Source organism: Brevundimonas sp. (assembly GCF_036400995.1).
Taxonomy (GTDB): Bacteria; Pseudomonadota; Alphaproteobacteria; order Caulobacterales; family Caulobacteraceae; genus Brevundimonas.
In genome coordinates, this window is record NZ_DASWWG010000108.1 from 1 (window position 1) to 19,576 (window position 19,576).

21 protein-coding genes are annotated in these 19,576 nt (G+C 69.7%); 12 read left to right on the forward strand and 9 right to left on the reverse strand.

Features of this window, described 5'->3' with window-relative positions; all coding sequences use genetic code 11:
- From VGE03_RS14755 to VGE03_RS14770, 4 genes are all read left to right on the forward strand, one after another.
- Positions 1 to 1,494: exopolysaccharide biosynthesis polyprenyl glycosylphosphotransferase (locus tag VGE03_RS14755; RefSeq protein ID WP_331047233.1), on the forward strand; the 1,494-nt coding region annotated here is incomplete at its 5' end.
- Positions 1,495 to 1,498: 4 nt separating this feature from the next.
- Positions 1,499 to 2,947, forward strand: coding sequence for a lipopolysaccharide biosynthesis protein (locus tag VGE03_RS14760; RefSeq protein ID WP_331047234.1), 1,449 nt, complete (start codon positions 1,499 to 1,501; stop codon positions 2,945 to 2,947).
- Positions 2,944 to 3,876, forward strand: coding sequence for a glycosyltransferase family 2 protein (locus VGE03_RS14765; RefSeq protein WP_331047235.1), 933 nt, complete (start codon positions 2,944 to 2,946; stop codon positions 3,874 to 3,876). The genes VGE03_RS14760 and VGE03_RS14765 overlap by 4 nt, the downstream gene beginning before the upstream one ends.
- Positions 3,876 to 4,820, forward strand: coding sequence for a glycosyltransferase family 2 protein (locus VGE03_RS14770; protein ID WP_331047236.1), 945 nt, complete (start codon positions 3,876 to 3,878; stop codon positions 4,818 to 4,820). Before VGE03_RS14765 ends, VGE03_RS14770 begins: the two co-directional genes overlap by 1 nt.
- 3 nt (positions 4,821 to 4,823) lie before the next feature.
- Here VGE03_RS14770 and VGE03_RS14775 read toward each other — a convergent pair whose 3' ends face one another.
- The 4 genes from VGE03_RS14775 to VGE03_RS14790 form a co-directional block, all read right to left on the reverse strand.
- Positions 4,824 to 5,036 carry a hypothetical protein gene (locus VGE03_RS14775; protein ID WP_331047237.1) on the reverse strand — a complete coding sequence of 71 codons (213 nt, stop codon included), beginning with the start codon at positions 5,034 to 5,036 and terminating at the stop codon, positions 4,824 to 4,826.
- Between the two features lie 8 nt (positions 5,037 to 5,044).
- Positions 5,045 to 5,329 (reverse strand): hypothetical protein, encoded by a 285-nt coding sequence (locus VGE03_RS14780; protein ID WP_331047238.1) that lies wholly within the window; start codon positions 5,327 to 5,329, stop codon positions 5,045 to 5,047.
- 79 nt (positions 5,330 to 5,408) lie between these two features.
- Complete coding sequence (locus VGE03_RS14785) at positions 5,409 to 6,089, reverse strand: hfsB (protein WP_331047239.1); 681 nt, start codon at positions 6,087 to 6,089, stop codon at positions 5,409 to 5,411.
- A gap of 75 nt (positions 6,090 to 6,164) precedes the next feature.
- On the reverse strand, positions 6,165 to 7,610 hold the full coding sequence (locus VGE03_RS14790; RefSeq protein WP_331047240.1) for a chain-length determining protein: 1,446 nt from the start codon (positions 7,608 to 7,610) through the stop codon (positions 6,165 to 6,167).
- 122 nt (positions 7,611 to 7,732) lie between these two features.
- Here VGE03_RS14790 and VGE03_RS14795 point away from each other — a divergent pair, with 122 nt between their 5' ends.
- Complete coding sequence (locus VGE03_RS14795; RefSeq protein ID WP_331047241.1) at positions 7,733 to 8,503, forward strand: polysaccharide biosynthesis/export family protein; 771 nt, start codon at positions 7,733 to 7,735, stop codon at positions 8,501 to 8,503.
- Between the two features lie 68 nt (positions 8,504 to 8,571).
- Positions 8,572 to 9,039 (forward strand): hypothetical protein, encoded by a 468-nt coding sequence (locus tag VGE03_RS14800; protein WP_331047242.1) that lies wholly within the window; start codon positions 8,572 to 8,574, stop codon positions 9,037 to 9,039.
- A gap of 15 nt (positions 9,040 to 9,054) precedes the next feature.
- Here VGE03_RS14800 and VGE03_RS14805 read toward each other — a convergent pair whose 3' ends face one another.
- Positions 9,055 to 9,354, reverse strand: a complete 300-nt coding sequence (locus tag VGE03_RS14805) for a sel1 repeat family protein (protein ID WP_331047243.1) — start codon at positions 9,352 to 9,354, stop codon at positions 9,055 to 9,057.
- A 213-nt stretch (positions 9,355 to 9,567) separates the two neighbouring features.
- Positions 9,568 to 10,290, reverse strand: a complete 723-nt coding sequence (locus tag VGE03_RS14810) for a glutathione S-transferase N-terminal domain-containing protein (protein WP_331047244.1) — start codon at positions 10,288 to 10,290, stop codon at positions 9,568 to 9,570.
- A 157-nt stretch (positions 10,291 to 10,447) separates the two neighbouring features.
- Between VGE03_RS14810 and VGE03_RS14815 the strand changes: the two genes are divergently transcribed.
- From VGE03_RS14815 to VGE03_RS14835, 5 genes are all read left to right on the forward strand, one after another.
- Entirely contained in the window at positions 10,448 to 11,059 is a 612-nt protein-coding gene (locus VGE03_RS14815; protein ID WP_331047245.1) for an RcnB family protein, read from the forward strand.
- A 168-nt stretch (positions 11,060 to 11,227) separates the two neighbouring features.
- Positions 11,228 to 12,193: an RcnB family protein gene (locus tag VGE03_RS14820; protein WP_331047246.1), complete on the forward strand. Its 966-nt coding sequence runs from the start codon at positions 11,228 to 11,230 to the stop codon at positions 12,191 to 12,193.
- Positions 12,194 to 12,347: 154 nt separating this feature from the next.
- Entirely contained in the window at positions 12,348 to 12,731 is a 384-nt protein-coding gene (locus tag VGE03_RS14825) for a four helix bundle protein (RefSeq protein ID WP_331047247.1), read from the forward strand.
- A gap of 80 nt (positions 12,732 to 12,811) precedes the next feature.
- A complete protein-coding gene (locus tag VGE03_RS14830) occupies positions 12,812 to 15,037 on the forward strand; it encodes an RNA degradosome polyphosphate kinase (protein WP_331047248.1) in 2,226 nt (741 codons plus the stop codon).
- A complete protein-coding gene (locus VGE03_RS14835) occupies positions 15,037 to 16,545 on the forward strand; it encodes a Ppx/GppA phosphatase family protein (protein WP_331047249.1) in 1,509 nt (502 codons plus the stop codon). Before VGE03_RS14830 ends, VGE03_RS14835 begins: the two co-directional genes overlap by 1 nt.
- A gap of 7 nt (positions 16,546 to 16,552) precedes the next feature.
- Here the strand turns inward: VGE03_RS14835 and VGE03_RS14840 are convergent, their stop codons facing one another.
- From VGE03_RS14840 to VGE03_RS14850, 3 genes are all read right to left on the reverse strand, one after another.
- Positions 16,553 to 17,098, reverse strand: a complete 546-nt coding sequence (locus VGE03_RS14840; RefSeq protein ID WP_331047250.1) for a hypothetical protein — start codon at positions 17,096 to 17,098, stop codon at positions 16,553 to 16,555.
- Positions 17,099 to 17,142: 44 nt separating this feature from the next.
- Entirely contained in the window at positions 17,143 to 17,775 is a 633-nt protein-coding gene (locus VGE03_RS14845) for an isoprenylcysteine carboxylmethyltransferase family protein (protein ID WP_331047251.1), read from the reverse strand.
- An 83-nt stretch (positions 17,776 to 17,858) separates the two neighbouring features.
- Positions 17,859 to 18,818 (reverse strand): M28 family peptidase, encoded by a 960-nt coding sequence (locus VGE03_RS14850; RefSeq protein ID WP_331047252.1) that lies wholly within the window; start codon positions 18,816 to 18,818, stop codon positions 17,859 to 17,861.
- 144 nt (positions 18,819 to 18,962) lie between these two features.
- Here VGE03_RS14850 and VGE03_RS14855 point away from each other — a divergent pair, with 144 nt between their 5' ends.
- On the forward strand, positions 18,963 to 19,541 hold the full coding sequence (locus tag VGE03_RS14855; protein ID WP_331047253.1) for a hypothetical protein: 579 nt from the start codon (positions 18,963 to 18,965) through the stop codon (positions 19,539 to 19,541).
- The last annotated feature ends 35 nt before the right edge of the window (positions 19,542 to 19,576 follow it).

A 19,576-nucleotide genomic window follows, 5' to 3' on the forward strand; every position in this document is an offset into this window, starting at 1 on the left:
GCCGCGCGACCGGCGGAGCCCGCCGCTCCGGCCGAAGCGGGCGCGGCGAGACGGGGGCCCTTCCGTCCGGAAGTCTGGCTGAACGCCCGCCAGCGGCACGCGTCGCGACTGGCGGCCCACTATTTCCGCGCCTTTGACGTGCTGGCCGTGACCGGAATCACCCTGGTGTGCGCCTGGTCCGCGTCTCCCGGCCCGCTGATCGACGCCGAGGTCTCCCGCATCGCGCCGTTCGCCCTGGGCGCCCTGACCGTGCTGGGTCTGCTGCGGTCGCTCGGGCGCTACCGATTCGCGCGCGGCCAGCGAACCACCCGGCAACTGCTGTCCGTCGCCGCCGTCTGCGCGGTCGGCGCGGCTGTCGCCTTCATCGCCGGAGCGGTCCTGCGTCCCGGCGTGGCCGCGCAATGGACCGCCTGGAGCCTCTGGGCCGGCGTGACCTTCGCCGCCCTGACCGCCCTGCATCTCGGCTGGAGCGGCCTCGTCAATCGCTGGCGCGCCTCGGGCGCCCTGACCCCCAACATCGTGCTGGTCGGCGCAACCCGTCACGCCGAAGCCCTGATCCGCGAGGCGCTGAAGCGCCGCGACCTGAACGTGCTGGGCATCTTCGACGACCGTCTGGCCCGCAGCCCCGTCGCGATCGAGGGCGTGCCGGTGCTGGGCTCGGCGGACGACCTGCTGACCCACAAGATGACGCCCTACGTCGACCGCATCGTCCTGGCCATCGACCCGCGGGCCGAGGCCCGGGTGCGCGAGCTGACGGCGCGCCTCAGCACCTTGCCCAATGAAGTCACCCTGCTGGTCGAGCCCGACGGCGACCGGGAGATGACCTCGGCCCTCGACCGGCTGGCCGCCGCGCCGCTGGCCGACATCCAGGGCGCGACCGATCCGGACCGCCGGGCCTTCAACAAGCGGATGCAGGACCTGCTGGTCGGCCTGGTCGCCTTGATCGCCCTGGCGCCGGTGATGGCGGTGATCGCCCTGGCCATCCGCCTCGACAGCCCCGGCCCGATCTTCTTCCGCCAGCGTCGCCACGGCTTCAATCAGGAAGAAATCGTCGTCTGGAAGTTCCGCTCGATGCGTCAGGAGACGGCTGACGCGACCGCCAGCCGGCAGGTCACCCACAACGACGACCGCGTCACCCGCATCGGCAGATTCATCCGCGCGACCAGCCTCGACGAACTGCCCCAGTTGCTGAACGTCATCACCGGCGAGATGTCGCTGGTCGGCCCCCGCCCCCACGCCATCGGCATGAAGACCGGCCACGTCGAAAGCGCCCGTCTGGTGGCCGAGTACGCCCACCGCCACCGCATCAAGCCGGGCATGACCGGCTGGGCCGCCGTCAACGGCTCGCGCGGCCCGCTGCACACCGCGCAGGACGTGCGCCGCCGCGTTCAGCTCGACATCGACTATGTCGAGCGCCAGAGCCTGTGGATGGACCTGTGGATCATGGCCGTGACCGTGCCCGTGCTGCTGGGCGACCGCGCGGCGATCCGGTGACCTGATGTTCTGGAAAGGCGTCTGGGGCTACCTGCCCGCCAATATCGTGCAGGGCGTGGTCGGCTTCCTGACCATCGTCCTGTTCACCCGTTTGCTGACGCCCGAGGACTTCGGTCGCTACGCCCTCGCCTTCTCGGTCATGACCCTGGCCCATGTGGCGGTGTTCAGCTGGCTGGAGGCGTCCATGGCGCGCTTCTGGGCCGCCCAGAACGGCGCCTCGCTGAGCGGTCATTTCGCCAGCCTGTACCGCACCGCCTTCGCGCTCAGCGCCGCCTTCCTGGTCATCATCGGGATCGGCCTGTGGCTGTGGCCGACGGACATGCTATTCAAGGTCGCCCTCGCCGTCGGCCTGGCGGGCGCGCCCGCGCGCTGCCTGCTCAAGCTCGGACAGGAGCGTTTCCGCGCCGCCGGAGAGGTCGGCAAGGCGGCGGGATTCGACATGGCGGTGTCCATCGGCGGCCTGCTGATCGGCGTCGGCTTCGCCCTTGCGGGCGCCGGTGGGGCCGCGCCCCTGCTGGGTCTCGGCCTCGCCCCGCTGCTGGCCCTGCCCTTCGTCCTGCCCGGCGAGCTGAAACAGGCCCGCGACGGCCGGTTCGAGGCCGGCCGCATGCGCGACTACGCGCTGTACGGCTACCCGATCGCCATGTCGTTGGCCCTGACCGTGGTGCTGTCGTCCACCGACCGCTTCCTGCTGGCCGCCTTCATGGATGAGGCGGCGGTCGGCGCCTATCACGCGGGGTATTCGATCGCGAACCGGACGCTGGACGTCCTCTTCCTGTGGCTGGGGTCGGCCGGCCAGCCCGCGCTGGTCATGGCGCTGGAGCGCGGCGGCAGGGATCGGCTGAACATCGCCGCCCGCGAGCAGCTGTCCACCTTCCTGCTGGTCGGCCTGCCCGCGGCCGCCGGGGTGGCCCTGGTCGCCCGCCCGCTGGCCGAGGTCCTGATCGGTCAGGACCTGCGCGTGGCCGCCGCCTCGATCACGCCGTGGATCGCCCTGTCGGCCCTGCTCTACGGCCTGACGGCCTACTATTTCGGCCAGGCCTTCACCCTCGGGCGCAAGACGAAGAACCTGCTGGCGGCCATGGCCATTCCGGCGGGCGCCAACGTCGTCCTGAACCTGATCCTCGTCCCCCGTTTCGGCGTCATGGGCGCCGCCTGGGCGACCGCCGCCAGCTTCGGTCTGGGCCTGCTGGCCACGATGGCGCTGGGTCGCCGGGTGCTGCCCCTGCCCGTGCCGTGGGAGAGCCTGATCCGCTGCGGCATCGCCACCGCCGTCATGGCCGCCGTCGTCTCGCTCGTCCCGCCGCTGGGCGGGATCCTCGAACTGATCCTGGCGGCCGGCGTGGGCGTCGTCGTCTATGCCGCCGTCGCCCTGACCATCAACGCCGCCGGGGTCCGTGACGTCGCCCTGCGCCTGCTGGAGCGCCGTCGCGCCGGAAAGGCCGCCGCATGAAGGCGAAGATCACCGACAACGCCGCCCGCAAGACCGCCAGCCCCGCCGTCTCGGTGCTGATCCCCTTCCTGCGCGACGATCCCTCGGACCTGCTGCAGCTGCTGGACGAGGAAGCCGCCTCGGTCGACGGCGCGGTCGAGATCATCGTGCTGGACGACGGCACCGCCGACGCCGATCTCACCGCCCGGCTGGTGAAGCAGGTGAAGGCCATGGCCCTGCCCGCGCGCCTGATCACCCTGTCCGCCAACGAGGGTCGCGCCATCGGCCGCAACCGGCTGGCCACGGCGGCGCGCGGCGGCAGCCTGCTATTCCTCGACAGCGACATGCGCCCCGACCACCGCCGCTTCCTGCGCGACTGGGCCGAACTGGTGGCGAAGGAAGACCCGGCGGTGGCCTTCGGCGGCTTCTCCCTGCTGCAGGCGCCGACCGACGCGAAATTCCAGGTCCACCGCTCCATGGCCGCCAAGTCGGAGTGCGTGCCCTATACCGAGCGGGCCAAGCAGCCCGAGAAGTACGTCTACACCTCGAACCTTCTGGTCCGCCGTGACGTGTTCGAGGCCGAGGCCTTCGACAGCGGCTTCACCGGCTGGGGCTGGGAGGATGTCGAATGGGCCATGCGCGTGTCGCGCCGCTTCCGCGTCGTGCACCTTGATAACGCCGCCACCCACATGGGCCTCGACACCGTCGACGCCCTGGCCCGGAAATACGAGCAGTCGGCGCCCAACTTCGCCCGCATGGCCGAGCGCCATCCGGAGATCGTCGCCGCCTATCCCAGCTACAAGGCGGCGAAGCTGCTGAAAAGGATCCCCGGTCTGCCCGCCCTGCGCGGCCTGATGCGCAAGGCGGCGGGCGCCGAGGCCCTGCCGGTCGCCGCCCGCGCCTTCTCCCTGCGCCTGTACCGCGCGGCCCTCTATGCGGACGCGGTGTGATGGCCGATGTCGCCGTCATCATCCCGACCCTGAGACGGCCCGACAGCCTGACGCGGGCCCTGCGCTCGCTCTTCGCCCAGACTGGCGTGTCCGACCGGGTCTCCGCGATCGTGGTGGTCAACAACGATCCCGCCGCCTCGGCAAGCTCAACCATTGACGCGCTGCGCCCTGAAAGCCCTTGGCCGCTGGTTTATGTGTCCGAGCCCACGCCCGGCGTGGCCCGCGCCCGCAACGCCGGCCTGGCCGCCACTGACGCCGCCCTGATCGCCTTCCTGGATGACGACGAGGCCGCCTCGCCCGGCTGGCTGGCGGCGCTTCTGGACGCGCAGACGCAGACCGGCGCCGACGCCGTCTTCGGCCCGATCACCGGCCGCGCGCCCGAGGCGAAGGACTGGCTGAAGCCGTATCTGGAGCGCTTCTTCGGACGCGAGGGGCCGGCGCAAACCGGCCTGATCGATCACCCGTGGGGCTGCGGCAACTCGCTTCTGGTGCGGGCGACCGCCCTGCCCGGCGACGCGCCGTTCAGCGCCTCGGCGGATCACACCGGCGGCGAGGATGACATCCTGTTCGCGGGGTTGTCGGCGCGCGGCGGCCGGTTCGGCTGGGCCGCCGACGCCCGGGTCGAGGAGTTCGCTCCCGCCCACCGCGCGACGCTGAACTACGCCCTCACCCGCGCCTTCGCCTATGGACAGGGCCCCAGCCAGACCGCCGCCGCCGCGCGCGACTGGCCGGGCGTGATCCGGTGGATGGTCATCGGCGCAGGGCAAGCCGTGGTCTACGGCCTCGCCTCGCTGGGCCTGACCCTGATCGCCAGCCCGAAGCGCGCGCAGATGTACGACCGCACGGCGCGGGGGATCGGAAAGCTGTTCTGGATGAAGGGCTTCGAGCCCCGCTTCTACGGCGCGGCCGAAGTGGCCCGGCTGGAGAAGACAGCCGGGACCTGACCCCTAGAACGGACGCCCGTCGTTACCGGTTTTCACCGAAGCCCCGACGCAGCGCACGCCGCCTTCGGCTTGCGAATTGCCGGGGGTCAGGATCCCGCTTCGGGCGTCGCAGCGCTCTTGCAACTGCGCGAGGGTGGAGCGTTGGCCGAGCGACCCGCAGGCGCCGAGCGCCAGCAGTCCGGCGGAAACGGCCGCGATGATGATCGTACGATGCACGGCGGGCCTCAATTGCCCGGCCCCCGCCCCGCCAGCGACCGCTCGACCGCCCGGCTCATCTGGCCCATCGCCCGCCCGTGGCTGGCCTGTGCCGATGCGTTGGCCGCGTTGATCGTCACGCCGGTGCAGCGATAGCCGCCTTCGGCCGCCGAATTGCCGGGCGTCAGCTCCCCGCCGCGAGCGTCGCAGCGCTCCTTCAGTTCGGCCAGGGTCGACCTTTCGCCCAGGCTGGCGCAGGCGCCCAGGGTCATCAGGGCGGCGGAAACAGTCACAGCGAAGACAAGACGGCGCATGCTAACCTCCTCTGGAAAACGACGATCTCCAGATGAGTTGTAAAATCGAAACCCGTCAAGGTTGCCGATACAACCTGCGTCAACCCGTCAGGCGGCGCAGGAAGGCCGGCGGATTGTAGGTCGAGCGGTTCACCACCACGCCGGCGATCTTGCCGCCGACCGCCTCGATCTCGTCGCGCAGGATCATCGGGTCGCCCGCCGAGCCCCCGCCCGCCGCAACGACCAGCACGGTCGCGTCGACGAAGGGCGCCAGGGTGATGGCGGTGTCGCTGCGGTCCGCGGCGGGCGCGTCGATCACCACCGTGTCGGCATGACGCCGCAGGGCGTCCCAGTAGCGGGCGTCGGCCAGAACCTCGGCCCGCTGACCGGAGCGCAGATGCTCGACCGCGAAACGGGTCCCCCACAGGCGGCCGCCCAGGAAGGGTCGGGCCGTGACCAGCCGCGCGGGATGCACGGGCTTGCCCTGCCGATCCATGACCCGGGGCGTGATGGCGAAGAACAGCGAGCCGTCGGGCGTGGCCATCGCCGCCTTGCCCGGGCGGCCGAAGCGTTCCGGCTCCGACGCCATGGCCTCCACCTGTCCCTGCTGGGCCAGGTCGGCGTCGACCAGCCAGACCGGGCGACGGGCGCGAACGGCGGCGAGGCGGGCGTACTCGCGGGCGACCGTGGACACGCCCTCGCCAGAGTTGGCGGCGACGATCTGCACCACGCGGCCGCGATGGCCGGGCGCGGGCCCCAGCGCTGCCCAGAGGGCCGCCATTTCTGACGTCAGATCGACCATCGAATCGTTACGCGCCTGTCCTGAACCGGAACGCTAACACGAGGCGGGCGCGGCTCATCGCGCCTTCACGGGCGCGACGGCCAGAACCGGCATATCGAGCGTCCGTCCGGTCGAGGCCGGGGTCGTGAAGCCGCGCCGGGTGAAGACCCGCAGCAGGCCGATGCACAGGGCGGTGAAGCCGGCGAACAGGAAGACCGCCGCCAGCAGCGGCGCCTTCAGGCTCTTGCCGCGGGTCGGGGCCTCGGCCCGGGCGATGACGGTGACGTTGTCGGCCCCGGCGGCCACCAGGGCGCTGTCGGCGCGCGCCTCGGTCTCCCGCTGCTGGAACTCGCGCACCTTGGCGGTCAGCACCTCGCGATTGCCGGCCAGGGTGGCGTTGGTCGATTCCAGTTGGGTCAGATGCGCCTGCCGCGCCCTCAGGGTGTTCAACTGCCCCTCCAGCACCGACAGACGCGCGGCCAGCGCATCGCGGTCGGCCGCGGCGTTGATCCGCGTCGTCTCGATCTCGGTGAAGATAGTGCTCGGTCCGGTCCGGACCTCGCGCGCGCCCACCGTGGTGCCGGTCGCCACATAGGCCTGAAGCTGGGCGATGCGCTGATCGATGTCGCGCACCGGCTGGGCGTCCTCGGTGTAGCGGGCCAACAGGTTCTCGCGCTCGGTGCGCAGGGTCAGGATCTGGTCCTGGGCCGAGACGTTCAGGTCCTGCTGCAGCACCACCTCGGCGGGCTGCTGGGCCAGCTGGGCCTCGAGCGTCCGCAGCCGCTGCGTCGCCTGGTTAAGCTGGGCGCGCACCGACAGGGTCTCGGCGAAGGTCGTCTGGTAGGTCGCCGCCAGCGTCGCCTTGGCGGTGGCGAAATCGCCGATGTCGTTCGACTGCAGGAAGGCCTCATAGGCCCCATCGGCGTCGGACAGCTCGGTCTCGAAGGCTTCGCGCTGGGCGGTGAACGCCGGGCTGGCGCGGTCACGGAAGACGTTGCGGCGCTGGATCAGATACTGGTCGACCACGGCGTTCAGCACGCGCGCGGCCCGCTCGGGATCGCCGGCCTCATAGGACACCGAGATGATGGCGCTGGCCGGGGTCGTGCCGACGCCCAGTCCGGCGTCCAGCGCCTTCAGCGCCGCAAGCTCCTTCTCCGCCGCCGTGCCCTTGGCGCCGGGGCCGAGGATGACGTCCGCGCCGAGGGCCTGAACCGCCCGCCGCTTGACCTCCAGGCTGCCGAGGATCTGGGCCTCCGCTTGGGCCACGGCCGAGGCTTCAAGCGGCTGGGCGCTGCGGTCGGTCACGCCGACGCGCGGCTGGTACACATATTCCTGCCCCGCGCCCGCGTAGACGCTGGAGGTGGCGGTGTAGGTCTTCTTCAGAGTCAGCACGGCCGCCGTGCCGATGGCGAACACGGCCAGGAAGATCACGATCATCAACAGCAGCTCGCGGAACAGCAGGCCGACAATGTCAGCGAAGCCGTAGCGCGGCCGGACTGTCGTGTAGGCCGTCGTACGCATGCGAACGGAGTGATTCCATCAAACGGGACTGTGAGCCTCAGCCTTCGCCCACCCGCGTTAACCATGAGTTACCCATAAGCCCTCACCTTGCCGCCAACACCGCTTTCGGGAGCGATTCCGCCATGTCCATCGACCGTCGCCTGCTGCTGCTCGGCCTTCTCGGCGGCGCCGGGACTCTGGCGGGCTGCGGCGGAGCCTCCGCGCTGATGGGCGAGGACTCCCGCCTGCCCCTCCCCGCCTCGTCCGGCGGCTCCGGCCGGGTCGAGCGGGTCGGACGCCGCTCCTTCCCCGAAATCGGCTTCGCGGACTGGTCGGACGACGAACCGGAATACGTCCTCTATCCGGGGGACGAGATCGAGATCGCCACCCCGACCGCCACGGAACTGACCCGCACCCAGAGGATCGGTCCGGACGGACGTATCTCCCTGCCGCTGGTCGGTCAGCTGATGGCGGCGGACCGCACCATCGCCGAACTGGAGGCCGACGCCTCGGACGCCTACGCCAGCCAACTGCGCCGGCCGGTCGTCGAGGTCACGCTGAAGACGGCGGGGCCGATCCGCGTCTGGGTCGGCGGCGAGGTGCGCACGCCGGGCATGATCGAGATGATCGGCGACATGGACGCCTACCAGGCCGTCATCCAGGCCGGGGATTTCCTGCCCGGCGCCAAGCAGGACCAGGTCGCCCTGATCCGCCGCGGCCGCGGCGGCGTGCGCATGTTGAGGGCGGTGGATCTGCGTCCCCGTCGCGGCGAGGTCGTGGCGCTGCGTCGCGGCGACATCATCTACGTCCCGCGCACCGAGCTGGCCGAGGTCGCCAACTGGGTCACCCAGTTCCGCAACGCCCTGCCCATCGGCTTCACCTACGCCATCGGCGGGCAGTACCAGAACTTTTAAGGGGCGCTAGCGCTCGCGACGCGGTCGCTCGCTGCTTGAGCGCGAAGCCGGGACGGAGATTCGCTGGAATGCACTGGTTTTTGGCGCCGATCTTCGCTGCAACCTTAGGCCTGTCCGAGCCGAACGTCGCTGATTTCAGGCCCATTTGGCGGTCCGACGATGCACTGATCGCTGTCGATCTGAGCAGCCGCGTCGCCGAAGGCGACTTGGTTCACGCACGTTACGCCCATTACTTCCTACGCGAGGGAGCTGGTCTCCAACGGGCTGCCTGGCTGGTCGAGGTGCGTGGTGTCCAGCTGCTGTGCCGCGATCACATGATCCTGTTCGGGGATTCCGTCGTCTACGACGGCGCCCTGACCGAGATCGGACGTTTCAGAACACCGCCCAACGACTGGTATGAGCTCGAGGATGAAGGCGTGTCAGGGCTCCGCAACGCGAAGCTGCACGAGACGCTGTGCGGGTTGGGCGGCGAGGCGTCCGCTTCAGCCGGCTTTTCCGACCTTCGGGCCGGCTTCCGCCTGATCAGCGGTCGCTAGCAGCGGCCCCGCCGATCAGGCGGCGAGCGTCACCACGCCGGCGTCGATGTAGCGGCGGGCCGCCTTCTGGGCTTCCGAGATTTCTTCCCGCTCCATCTCCTGGCTCATCTCGCGGCGGTAGACGCGCGCTTCGATCGAGCCCTTCATGGCGGCGAGGTTGAAGATCATGTGGGCCGAGACGCGGTCCATGGGGCAGCCGTTCTGGCCCGTGGAATACATCATGCCCAGGCGGAACAGGTCGTCCCCGCTCATGTCGGCGGTCGGCAGGGGCAGAGCCTCCTCGACCATTTGGGGCGCCATTTCTTGCGCGATCATCACCGTGTCTCCGGTTGTGAGGCCGTTCTGGCCTCGTCCTGTGACACGAGTGAAATACCCGCGGTTTGAATACAGAGTTAACAGCAAGGGGCTCCGAGGCCCTTTTGGGGCCTGCGGAACCAACTTTCTGCGCCGCGTAAAGACCTCTGAAATCTCTCGATAATCCCTGATTCAGAGCCCCTAACGAGTCGTCACCGGAACCCTTACACAGGGTTACCGCGCGCGCTGGCCGAACAGCACCTTGCGGGCGTCCTCGGCGGCCTTGCCGGAGGCGGCGAGGTTGCGGCGCAGCTCATCGCCCAGCGCGCGGCCGCGCTGCACGGCCGGACGCTCCCCCACCCGCGCAAGCCAGGCCTTCAGGTTCGGGAACTCGTCGATGTTTTGCCCCTGCAGCTCGGGCAGGATCCACGGCCAGGCCGCCATGTCGGCGATGGAGTAGGCTCCGGCGAGGAAGTCCCGATCCGCCAGCCGCCGGTCCAGCACGCCGTACAGGCGATGGGTTTCGTCCGTATAGCGGCGCACGCCGTAGGCGATCTGGCGCTGGTCCCGGATGATCGCCGGGGCGTACTGGCGGAAGTGGTGGGTCTGCCCGGCCATCGGCCCCAGACCGCCGACCTGCCAGAACAGCCACTGGTCCACCTCGGCCTTGCCGCGCAGGTCGTGCGGATAGAACAACCCCGACTTGGCGCCGAGATACTGCAGGATCGCCCCGGACTCGAAGATCGACAGCGGCAGGCCGTCCGGCCCGTCCGGATCGACGATGGCGGGCATGCGGCCGTTGGGGCTGATGCGCTGGAACGCCGGTTCGAACTGCTCGCCCGCGCCGATGTTCACCGGCTTGAGCTCATACGGCAGCCCCATCTCCTCCAGCGCGATGGACACCTTCCAGCCGTTCGGCGTGGGCCAGTACCAGAGTTCGATGGGACGGGCGGTCATGACGGCTCCTGTGTCTGTTACGGTCGAGGTGGGCGCCCGCCCTCGCGCGCGCAACGGCGAACCTGACAGGAATGTTCAGCGGCAGTTCATGCGACGGGGACGACCGTCGGCTCATGTTTAACGGACCGCCCCCTCCGGTCCGGCAGGGAGACCGAAGATGAACCGCTTCACCAAGGCCGCGATCCTCGGGCTGGCGCTGGCCACCACCGCCGCCCCGCTCGCCGCCCAGGCCCAGAGCCGCGGCGACCGCCAGGAACGCCGTGACGACCGACGCGACTACCGTCAGGACCGCCGTGATGACCGTCGCGACTACCGCGACGAACGCCGCGATGATCGCCGGGACTGGCGCCAGGGCGACTACGACAACCGTCGCGACTACCGCGAGGACCGTCGGGACGACCGCCGCGACTACCGTGACGAACGCCGCGACGATCGCCGCGACTACCGCAACGACCGCCGCTGGGATCGCAACAATCGCGACTGGTGGCGCGGCCGCAGCGACTTCCGCGACTATCGCGGCGCCCGCAGCGGCTACTGGTACGCCCCCGGCTACGGCTACTACCGGGTCGAGCCCCGCTACTACGGCTATCGCTGGCAGCGCGGCGCCTACCTGCCGCCAGCCTACCGCAGCTACTATGTCAGCGACCCGTATTTCTACGGCCTGCGCCCGGCTCCGCGCGGCTACCGCTACGTCCACGCCGGCAACGACATCCTGCTGATCGCCGTGGCTTCCGGCCTGATCTCCAGCGTGCTGCACGACGTCTTCTAGGACGCCGCCGCCTCACTGACCGCCCCACGCCCCGCGGATCCGTCCGCGGGGCGTTCTTCATGACCGAAGGTTAACGTGACGACGCCGTTCGTTCAGTCACCGTTCAGCATGCAAGCGCGACCGTCAGGACAAGCCGCCTGACAGGGGCGTGCGGAGAAACGAACGAGAATGAAACGCTCACTAATGGTCGCCGTGACCGTCACGGCCCTGATGGCGCCGCTGGTCGCGCCGGTGGTCGCCGCGGCCCAGGACGGCCCCGGCCGCCGTGGCGCGGCCCGCCAGAACGGCGGCGAGGAGCGGCGCATGCCGCAGGGCGACTCGTCGCCCGAACCCCGCGCCGAACGTCCCGCGCCCGAAACCCGTCCGGAACGCCCGGACCGGCCCCAGCAACCGCGTCCGGACCGTCCCCAGCAGCCCGACCGGCCGGATCGCCCCGACCGGCCGCAACAGCCGGATCGCCCCAACCGGCCGGACCGCCCGGACCGTCCGCAGCAGCCTCGTCCGGATCGCCCGGATCGACCGCAGCAGCCGGATCGTCCGAACCGTCCTGACCGTCCGCAACAACCGGACCGGCCGGATCGTCCCGACCGCCCGAACAGCGGCGGCCGGGATCGGGACCGGGATCGGGACCGGGATCGTGATCGTGGCCGCCCGGACGGCGGCTGGGACCGGGATCGTGACCGTGACCGTCCCAACAGCGGCGGCCGCGATCGGGACCGCGACCGTCCGAACGGCGGATGGGATCGGGGCCGCGAGCGCGACCGGGATCGCGACGACTTCCGTCGCCGCTTCAACGGCGACCAGTGGCGTCGGGACTGGCAGCGGAACCACGGGCGCGACTGGTGGCGGAACGACCGCCGCTGGCGCGGGTACACCGGTGTCCGGATCGGCTTCTACTTCGCTCCGGGCTACGGCTACTACAGCGTCCCGCGCTCGTACTGGCAGCAGCGCTGGTACGTCGGCGACTACCTGCCGTCGATCTTCTGGCGCTACCGGCTGAACGACTGGCGCACCTACGGCCTGGGCTATCCGCCCGAAGGCACGCGCTGGGTGCTGGTCGACAACCACATCTATCTGATCGACGAGTTCGACGGATACATCATCGACGTCATCTACGACGCCTGGGCCTGGTAAGGGCCTGGGGCTCGCGGCGCCGGCTGCTCTCGAGCGGCCGGCGTCTGCGCGTGGCAAGTGATTAGTGGTTAGTGGCTAGTGGCTAGTGGCTAGTGGCTAGTGGCTAGTGAAAACGTGACTTAAGGTTGTCCTTCCAGCAACCAGGTCGCACGCCATGGCGGAGTCGCTCTCCCACTATCGAAACCTGAAGGTCTGGGCCCGGGCCCTGGACTGGGCGGAACAGATGTATCGAGCCACTGCTGACTGGCCCCGCGATGAGCGCTTTGGCTTGATCAGCCAGATCAGACGATCATCTGTATCGATCGCGTCAAACATCGCCGAGGGCGCAGCGCGCAGAACCACCGGCGAGTTCATCCAGTTTATCGGCATCGCGCAGGGCTCGCTCGCGGAAGCGGAAACCCAGCTCCTTCTCGCAATTCGCCTCGGCTATCTGCCTGAGGAACGTTCAAAACCGCTTCTCGACAGCTCCGACGAGATCAGTCGGATGTTGGCGGCGCTCGCCGTGTCGCTCGCCCGGCGCAGGACATCCAGCCACTAGTCACCAGCCACTAGCCACTCCCTTCAAACTGTCACGCCCAGACGGTTGCAGCGAACCGCTCCCCGCGTCAGAACCGGAGGATGAGCGACACGGCGATCACCGACACGACCACCGGCGAGGAAGTTCCCTCCTCCCGCGCGCCGCAACTCCGCCTCTCCGAAGAGCTGATGGCCTCGCCCACGCGGTTCTTCAACCGCGAGACCTCGTGGCTGGCCTTCAACGGCCGGGTGCTGGAAGAGGCCGCCAATCCGGCCCATCCGCTGCTGGAGCGCCTGCGCTTCCTCTCCATCTCCGCCAACAATCTCGATGAGTTCTTCATGACCCGCGTGGCGGGCCTGAAGGGTCAGGTGCGCGAGCGGGTGCGCGTGGTCTCGCCGGATGGCCTGACGCCCGCCGAAGCGCTGGAGCAGGTCAACGCCGCCGCCGGCGTCCTGATGGCCGAGCAGCAGCGCCGCTGGCGCAAGCTGCGTCGCGAACTGGCGGTCGCCGGCATCGAGGTCGTCGATGCGGCCAGGATCACCAAGACCGAGCGGGAACGGCTGGAGCCGGAGTTTCTGAACCAGCTCTTCGCCGTGCTGACGCCGATGGCGATCGACCCGGCCCACCCCTTCCCCTTCCTGCCGAACCTGGGCTTCTCGCTGGCGCTGAAGCTCAAGCGTCATTCGGACCGGCGCACCCTCTACGCCCTGGTGCCGGTGCCGACGCAGGTGAAGCGGTTCTGGCCGCTGGCCACCGACGGTCGCTCGACGCCCGGCCGGACCCGCTTCGTAACGCTGGAGAGCCTGCTCATGCTCTTCATCGACCACCTGTTCCCCGGTTGCGAAGTGCAGGAGCGCGGCGTCTTCCGCCTGATCCGCGACAGCGACATCGAGATCGAGGAAGAGGCCGAGGATCTGGTGATGGAGTTCGAGGAAGCGCTGAAGCAGCGCCGCCTCGGCTCGGTCGTGCGCATCAAGATCGAGGCGTCGATGCCGGACGACCTGCGCACCTTCATCACCGATGAGCTGAACGCCGCGCCGCAGGACACCGTGCTGGTCGACGGCATGCTGGGCCTGGCCCAGGTGTCCGAACTGATCCCCGGCGGCCATCCCGAGCTGAAGTTCAAGGGCTACGAGCCCCGCTACCCCGAACGCGTCCGCGACAACGGCGGCGACATCTTCGCGGCGGTCCGCGAGAAGGACATGCTGATCCACCACCCGTTCGAGAGCTTCGACGTGGTGGTGCAGTTCCTGCGTCAGGCCGCGCGCGATCCGAACGTCCTGGCCATCAAGCAGACCCTCTACCGGACCTCCAAGGACAGCCCCATCGTCGCCGCCCTGATCGAGGCGGCCGAGAACGGCAAGAACGTCACCGCCCTGATCGAGCTGAAGGCCCGCTTCGACGAGGAGGCCAACCTCAAATGGGCGCGCGCCATGGAACGCGCCGGGGTCCACGTGGTCTTCGGCTTCGTCGAGTGGAAGACCCACGCCAAGCTGAGCGTCGTCGTCCGGCGTGAAGGCGACGGCCTGCGCACCTACTGTCACTTCGGCACCGGCAACTACCATCCGGTCACGGCCAAGGTTTACACCGACCTCAGCCTGTTCAGCTGCGATCCCGTGCTGGCGCGGGACGCCTCCCGGGTCTTCAACTACATCACCGGCTACGCCCAGCCGGACGAGCTGGAGGCGCTGGTCGTCTCGCCGCTCAACATGAAGAAGACCCTGCTCGACCTGATCTCGAAGGAGATGTCGGCGGCCGCCATGGGCAAGCCTGCGGCGATCTGGGCCAAGATGAACGCTCTCGTCGATCCGGAGATCATCGACGCCCTGTACCGGGCTAGCCAGTGGGGCGTGCGGATCGACCTGGTCATCCGCGGCATCTGCTGCCTGCGCCCCGGCGTCGAGGGGCTGAGCGAGAACATCCGGGTCAAGTCGATCGTCGGCCGCTTCCTCGAGCACGCCCGGATCGTCGCCTTCGCCAACGGTCGCGACCTGCCCAACGACAAGGCGAAGGTCTTCATCTCCTCCGCCGACTGGATGCCGCGCAATCTGGACCGTCGGGTCGAGCTGATGACCCCCGTCCGCAACGCCACCGTCCACGACCAGGTGCTGGACCAGATCATGGTCGCCAACCTGAAAGATGACGCGCAGAGCTGGACCCTGACGCCGGAAGGCACATATGTCCGCCGCACGCCGGTCGATCCCGAACGGCCGTTCTCGGCGCACAAATACTTCATGACCAACCCCAGCCTCTCGGGCCGCGGCCGCAAGGTGAAGACCCTGCCCGCCCACCTCAGCTACGACCGTCCCGAGCGGAAGAAGCGCTGATGCCCGAGGCCCTGCTCTCGGCCATCGGCGCGCCGCGTGACGTGGCGGCTATCGACATCGGTTCGAACTCGGTCCGTCTGGTGCTCTACCGGCTGGAAGGCCGGGCGATCTGGACCGTGTTCAACGAGAAGGTGCTGGCCGGTCTGGGACGCGACCTGGCGGCCACCGGCAAGCTGTCGGTCGAGGGCGCCGCGCAGGCGCTGACGGCGCTGAAGCGGTTCGCGGCCGTCATCGACGGGGTGAAGCCGGCTCACACCTTCGTCGCCGCCACCGCCGCGGTGCGCGAGGCCTCGGACGGTCAGGCCTTCTGCGACACCGTCGCGGCCGAGACCGGCCTGAAGATCCGGATCCTGTCCGGCGAGGAAGAAGCCCGCTACGCCGCCTTGGGCGTTCTGGCCGGCATTCCCGACGCCCGGGGCGTGGCCGCCGATCTGGGCGGCTCCAGCCTTGAACTGATCCGGCTCGGCGAAGGCGCGGTGGAACGCGGGATCACCCTGCCCCTGGGCCCGTTCGCGCTCGTCGATCCCAAGGGGTTTGATCCGGACCGGCATCGCGCCGCCATCGCCAAGCGGCTCAAGCCCGCCGCCGATTTCAGCGCCGACACCCTCTACGCCGTCGGCGGCGCCTGGCGGACGCTGGCGCAGGTGCACATGGACGTCAGCGGCTACCCGCTGCACGTCGTCCACCAGTATCAGCTGACCGCCGCGGAGGCCCGCGACACCGCGCGCCTGATCGCCCGCCAGTCGAAGGCCTCGCTCGAGAAATGGCCCGGCCTGTCGAAGAAGCGGGCCGAGACCCTGCCCCATGCCGCCCTGGTCCTCGAAGGCCTGATCGAGCGGCTGGGCCTGAAGTCGATCGTCCTGTCGGCCTGGGGCGTGCGCGAAGGCCTGCTGTACGAGGCGCTGGACGCCGAGACCGCGGCGGACGATCCGCTGCTGGCCGGGTCCTCGGCGCTCGGCGCGCGTCAGGGCATCTCGCCCACCCTGCCCGCGGCCCTGCGCGCCTGGATCGACCCCCTGCTCGGGGATGTGAAGCCGGCGTTCAGCCGCGAGCGCGACGCCGTGCTCGCCGACGCCGCCTGCCGTCTGGCCGACCTCGGCGCCCGTCTGCATCCCGACCACCGCGTGGAGCTGGCCTTTGATCAGGTGCTGCGCGCGCCGGTCCCCGGCCAGACCCATGCCGAACGCGCCTGGCTGGCCTGCGCCGTCAACGCCCGCTACGGCGGCCCGTCGGCCACGCCGGAACCGGCCACGGTCACCCGCCTGCTCAGCGAGGAGCAGCGTCTGGGCGCCCGCGCGGTGGGTCTGGCCATCCGCCTGGCCTGCGATCTCTCCGGCCGTTCGCCGCAACTGCTGGTCAACGCCCGCGCCACGGTGAAGGACGGCGCCCTGCAGCTGACCGCCGCCGACGGTTATGCCGACGTCCTGCTGGGCGAACAGACCCGCCGGCGCGGCAAGGCCCTGGCCGAGGCGATGGGCCTCAAGCTGCAGATCGAAGGGCGGGACTGACCCCCGGTCAGTCCCCCATCCACCAGCGCAGCCGCACGGCCTGCGCCGGGGCGTTTCCGATCTTCAGAGACCCGGTCAGCACCGCCCCCTCATCGCCGAGATTGCGCCGCGCGGTCGCCAGAGCGCCCTGGTCCAGACGGCCGCTGAACATCACCACGCCCAGCTCGGGTGAGCGGCCTTCGAAGATCACCTCGCCGTCGTTGACCGTGTAGCGGGTCGGCAGCACGCGGGCGGTGACGCTGCGCGCCTCACCGATCTCGGTCTGCGTCATCGGACTGGTGGTGTCCTCGAACTGCAGCATGACCGGGGCGAAGGTCGCCGTCCGCTGTCCTGCCTGCCAGCCGGCGAACTCCGCCGCCTGACCGACAAAGACATGATCCAGCGCCCATTTGCCGGAGCGCGCCTCGTCCATCGGCAGGTAGTAGCCGGAGATGTCGCCCGACGCGGTGTTGGTAAAGGCCGGGGCCGACGGCTCGGCGGGCTCCCGTCCGCTGTCACACGCCGCCAGGGTCAGCAGCGGGATCAGGATGGCGAGGCTGGCGATACGGCGCATGGTTCACCCGTCAGGACGAAGATCGAGCTGAGGGTATGACACCCTCAGGGCAGGAGCGCGATCACCTTCAGCCAGCCCTCGGCCTGGGCCAGATCGATCATCTCGAAAATCGGGATCGCCAGCAGGAAGACCAGCCCGTCCCGGATGGTCAGCAGGAACAGCGACGGCCGGACGGTCAGTTCCTCGGTATCCCGCCACAGGCCGAAGTTCGGCACGAAGCGCGGGGTGCGGGCGCGATAAGCCTCGTACCGCTCGCCGAACTCCCGGCTCAGGAAGGCCTCCTCCCGGGCGACCGTCAGGCGGAAGATCAGCAGGGACGCCAGCACGAAGCCGCAGGCGATCGCCGCGCTTCCGCTCTGCGCGCCGACGCCGAACGCGCCGAAGAAGCTGAACACATAGAGCGGGTTGCGGGTGATCGAGTAAGGGCCGCTGTCGACCACGTCAGCCTTCTTGCGCCCGCCGATATAGAGGGTGCACCAGGCCCGGCCGACGATGGAGAAGACGATCATCGCCAGCCCCGCCGCCTCGACCATCTCGTGCCAGCGCCCGTCGACCCCGCCGACGGACTGGGTCACCAGCGCCGCGCCCATAAGCGCCAGCAGGGCGACGAACACCGCGGCCTTGCGGATCTTCTGGACGGCGCCGAGGTCGAGGGCCGGCGGATTGGTCGTGGTCATGCGTGTGTCTCCGTCCCGCGACGGAACGACCACGGACGCCTGATTTCAAGTCCTATCTTTGCGACCGCAACGCGCTCGCGAAATCAGCGATCAAGAGCCTGATCCAGCGCACGGAACGAGGCGATCGACAGCGAGGTGGCGCTGGTGAAGACCGCCGGCGTGATCCGTTCGAAATCGTCCGACGGGCGGTGATAGTCGGGGTGGTAGTTCACGCCCAGATACAGGAACGGCACCTCGGCGCGGAAGAAGGCGCCGTGGTCCGAGGCCTCGACCCAGTTGTCCGCGCCCGTGTCCTGCGGCGTGTCCTTGCCGAAGGCCAGCGACACGGCGCCGTCGGCGGGAAGCGCCTCCAGGATCGGGCGGAAGGTCGGGTTCTGGTAGGTGCCGGTGACCCACAGCTTGCCGTCCGTCTCGGCGCGGGCGGTCATGTCGAAATTCAGGTTCATGGTGATCGAGGCCAGCGGCACGGGCGGGACCTCGACGAAATGCTTGGCGCCCAGAAGGCCCCGCTCCTCGCCGTCCAGCGCGACGAAGATCACGCTGTGCTCGGGCGCCAGGCGCTTCACCTCGGCGGCCAGCGCCAGCATGGTCGCCACGCCCGAGGCGTTGTCGTCGGCGCCGTTGTAGATCTGGCCCTCATTGGTCCCGACGTGGTCGTAGTGGGCGGTCACCACGATGTAGCGATCCGGCACGCGGGTGCCCCGGACCACGCCGAGGATATTCACGCCGTTGAAGGTGCGCGGCCCCTGCCGGGTGCGGCCCGTGGCCTCCCAGGTCTGCAGCCGCCCCATGGCCGGCGCCGCGACGCCCAGCGCCTCCAGACGGCCGACGATATAGTTCCGGGCCATCTCGCCCCCGGCCGAGCCGGTGTCGCGCCCGGCCATCTCGTCCGAAGACAGGATGCGGACGTCCTCCAGCAATTGCGCCTGGAAGGCCGGAGCCGCCGGGGTCGCCGGAGCGGCGGGCTCACCCGTGGTGGCGCAGGCCGCGAGCAGCAGGCTCGCGGCGGCGGAGGACAGGGCCAGCAGGCGGATCGGACGCATGGAATCTCCTTTTGCGCGCGGACGCTAGCAGGCCTTGGCGGTCACGTCAGATTACACCCCTGTCATGTAGCCTTGAACGCCGTTCGACGGCGGATAACAGTCCCGCTCGGGAACGGCCCGGACAGAGGCCGTCGGGAGGACCCAATGATCAAACGCACCCTGGCCGCGGTCGCTGTCGGCCTCGCCCTGACCGTCGCCGGCCCGGCCTTCGCACAGCAGGGCGGCTCCATGCTCGACAAGGCGGTCAACGCGGTCCACGTGACTGGCTGGAACGTCTACGGCGCCGGCCAGACCAACCAGATCATCACCTCCACCGTCCAGGGCGGCCACGCCCTGCGGGTCGACGTCACCGCCGCCGGCGGCAACACCTGGGATATCGGCGCGGGCTCCGTCTCGACCAAGCCGGTCCGGTCAGGCGACGTCCTGCTGCTGGCCGTCTGGCTGCGGGCGGAACGCCTGCCCGAGGACGCGCAGGCGGGAACCGCCATCATCCGCCTCCAGGGCAACGTCGAGCCCTGGCCCGACGTCGTCAGCGTTCCGGTCGCCCCGACCGGCGAATGGAAGCTCTATTTCGCCAACGCCGTCGCCGACCGGGACTGGGCGCCCGGAACGCTCGGCGCGACCGTCCAGTTGGCGGGCGCCAGCCAGACCATCGACCTGGGTCCGGTGTTCATCTTCGACATGGGGCCGGACTACGACCGGTCGACGCTGCCGACGAACTGACAGCAGCGGCGGAACCCGACATTGCGGGCGGCGCT

Coding starts and splice junctions, on each gene's coding strand:
- VGE03_RS14830 (WP_331047248.1), top strand. CDS start 12,812: ATGAGCGACACGGCGATCACCGACACGACCACCGGCGAGGAAGTTCCC.
- VGE03_RS14855 (WP_331047253.1), top strand. CDS start 18,963: ATGATCAAACGCACCCTGGCCGCGGTCGCTGTCGGCCTCGCCCTGACC.
- VGE03_RS14840 (WP_331047250.1), bottom strand. CDS start 17,098: ATGCGCCGTATCGCCAGCCTCGCCATCCTGATCCCGCTGCTGACCCTG.
- VGE03_RS14835 (WP_331047249.1), top strand. CDS start 15,037: ATGCCCGAGGCCCTGCTCTCGGCCATCGGCGCGCCGCGTGACGTGGCG.
- VGE03_RS14795 (WP_331047241.1), top strand. CDS start 7,733: ATGTCCATCGACCGTCGCCTGCTGCTGCTCGGCCTTCTCGGCGGCGCC.
- VGE03_RS14760 (WP_331047234.1), top strand. CDS start 1,499: ATGTTCTGGAAAGGCGTCTGGGGCTACCTGCCCGCCAATATCGTGCAG.
- VGE03_RS14800 (WP_331047242.1), top strand. CDS start 8,572: ATGCACTGGTTTTTGGCGCCGATCTTCGCTGCAACCTTAGGCCTGTCC.
- VGE03_RS14815 (WP_331047245.1), top strand. CDS start 10,448: ATGAACCGCTTCACCAAGGCCGCGATCCTCGGGCTGGCGCTGGCCACC.
- VGE03_RS14780 (WP_331047238.1), bottom strand. CDS start 5,329: ATGCGCCGTCTTGTCTTCGCTGTGACTGTTTCCGCCGCCCTGATGACC.
- VGE03_RS14825 (WP_331047247.1), top strand. CDS start 12,348: ATGGCGGAGTCGCTCTCCCACTATCGAAACCTGAAGGTCTGGGCCCGG.
- VGE03_RS14820 (WP_331047246.1), top strand. CDS start 11,228: ATGAAACGCTCACTAATGGTCGCCGTGACCGTCACGGCCCTGATGGCG.
- VGE03_RS14845 (WP_331047251.1), bottom strand. CDS start 17,775: ATGACCACGACCAATCCGCCGGCCCTCGACCTCGGCGCCGTCCAGAAG.
- VGE03_RS14765 (WP_331047235.1), top strand. CDS start 2,944: ATGAAGGCGAAGATCACCGACAACGCCGCCCGCAAGACCGCCAGCCCC.
- VGE03_RS14850 (WP_331047252.1), bottom strand. CDS start 18,818: ATGCGTCCGATCCGCCTGCTGGCCCTGTCCTCCGCCGCCGCGAGCCTG.
- VGE03_RS14805 (WP_331047243.1), bottom strand. CDS start 9,354: ATGATCGCGCAAGAAATGGCGCCCCAAATGGTCGAGGAGGCTCTGCCC.
- VGE03_RS14785 (WP_331047239.1), bottom strand. CDS start 6,089: ATGGCGGCCCTCTGGGCAGCGCTGGGGCCCGCGCCCGGCCATCGCGGC.
- VGE03_RS14770 (WP_331047236.1), top strand. CDS start 3,876: ATGGCCGATGTCGCCGTCATCATCCCGACCCTGAGACGGCCCGACAGC.
- VGE03_RS14790 (WP_331047240.1), bottom strand. CDS start 7,610: ATGCGTACGACGGCCTACACGACAGTCCGGCCGCGCTACGGCTTCGCT.
- VGE03_RS14810 (WP_331047244.1), bottom strand. CDS start 10,290: ATGACCGCCCGTCCCATCGAACTCTGGTACTGGCCCACGCCGAACGGC.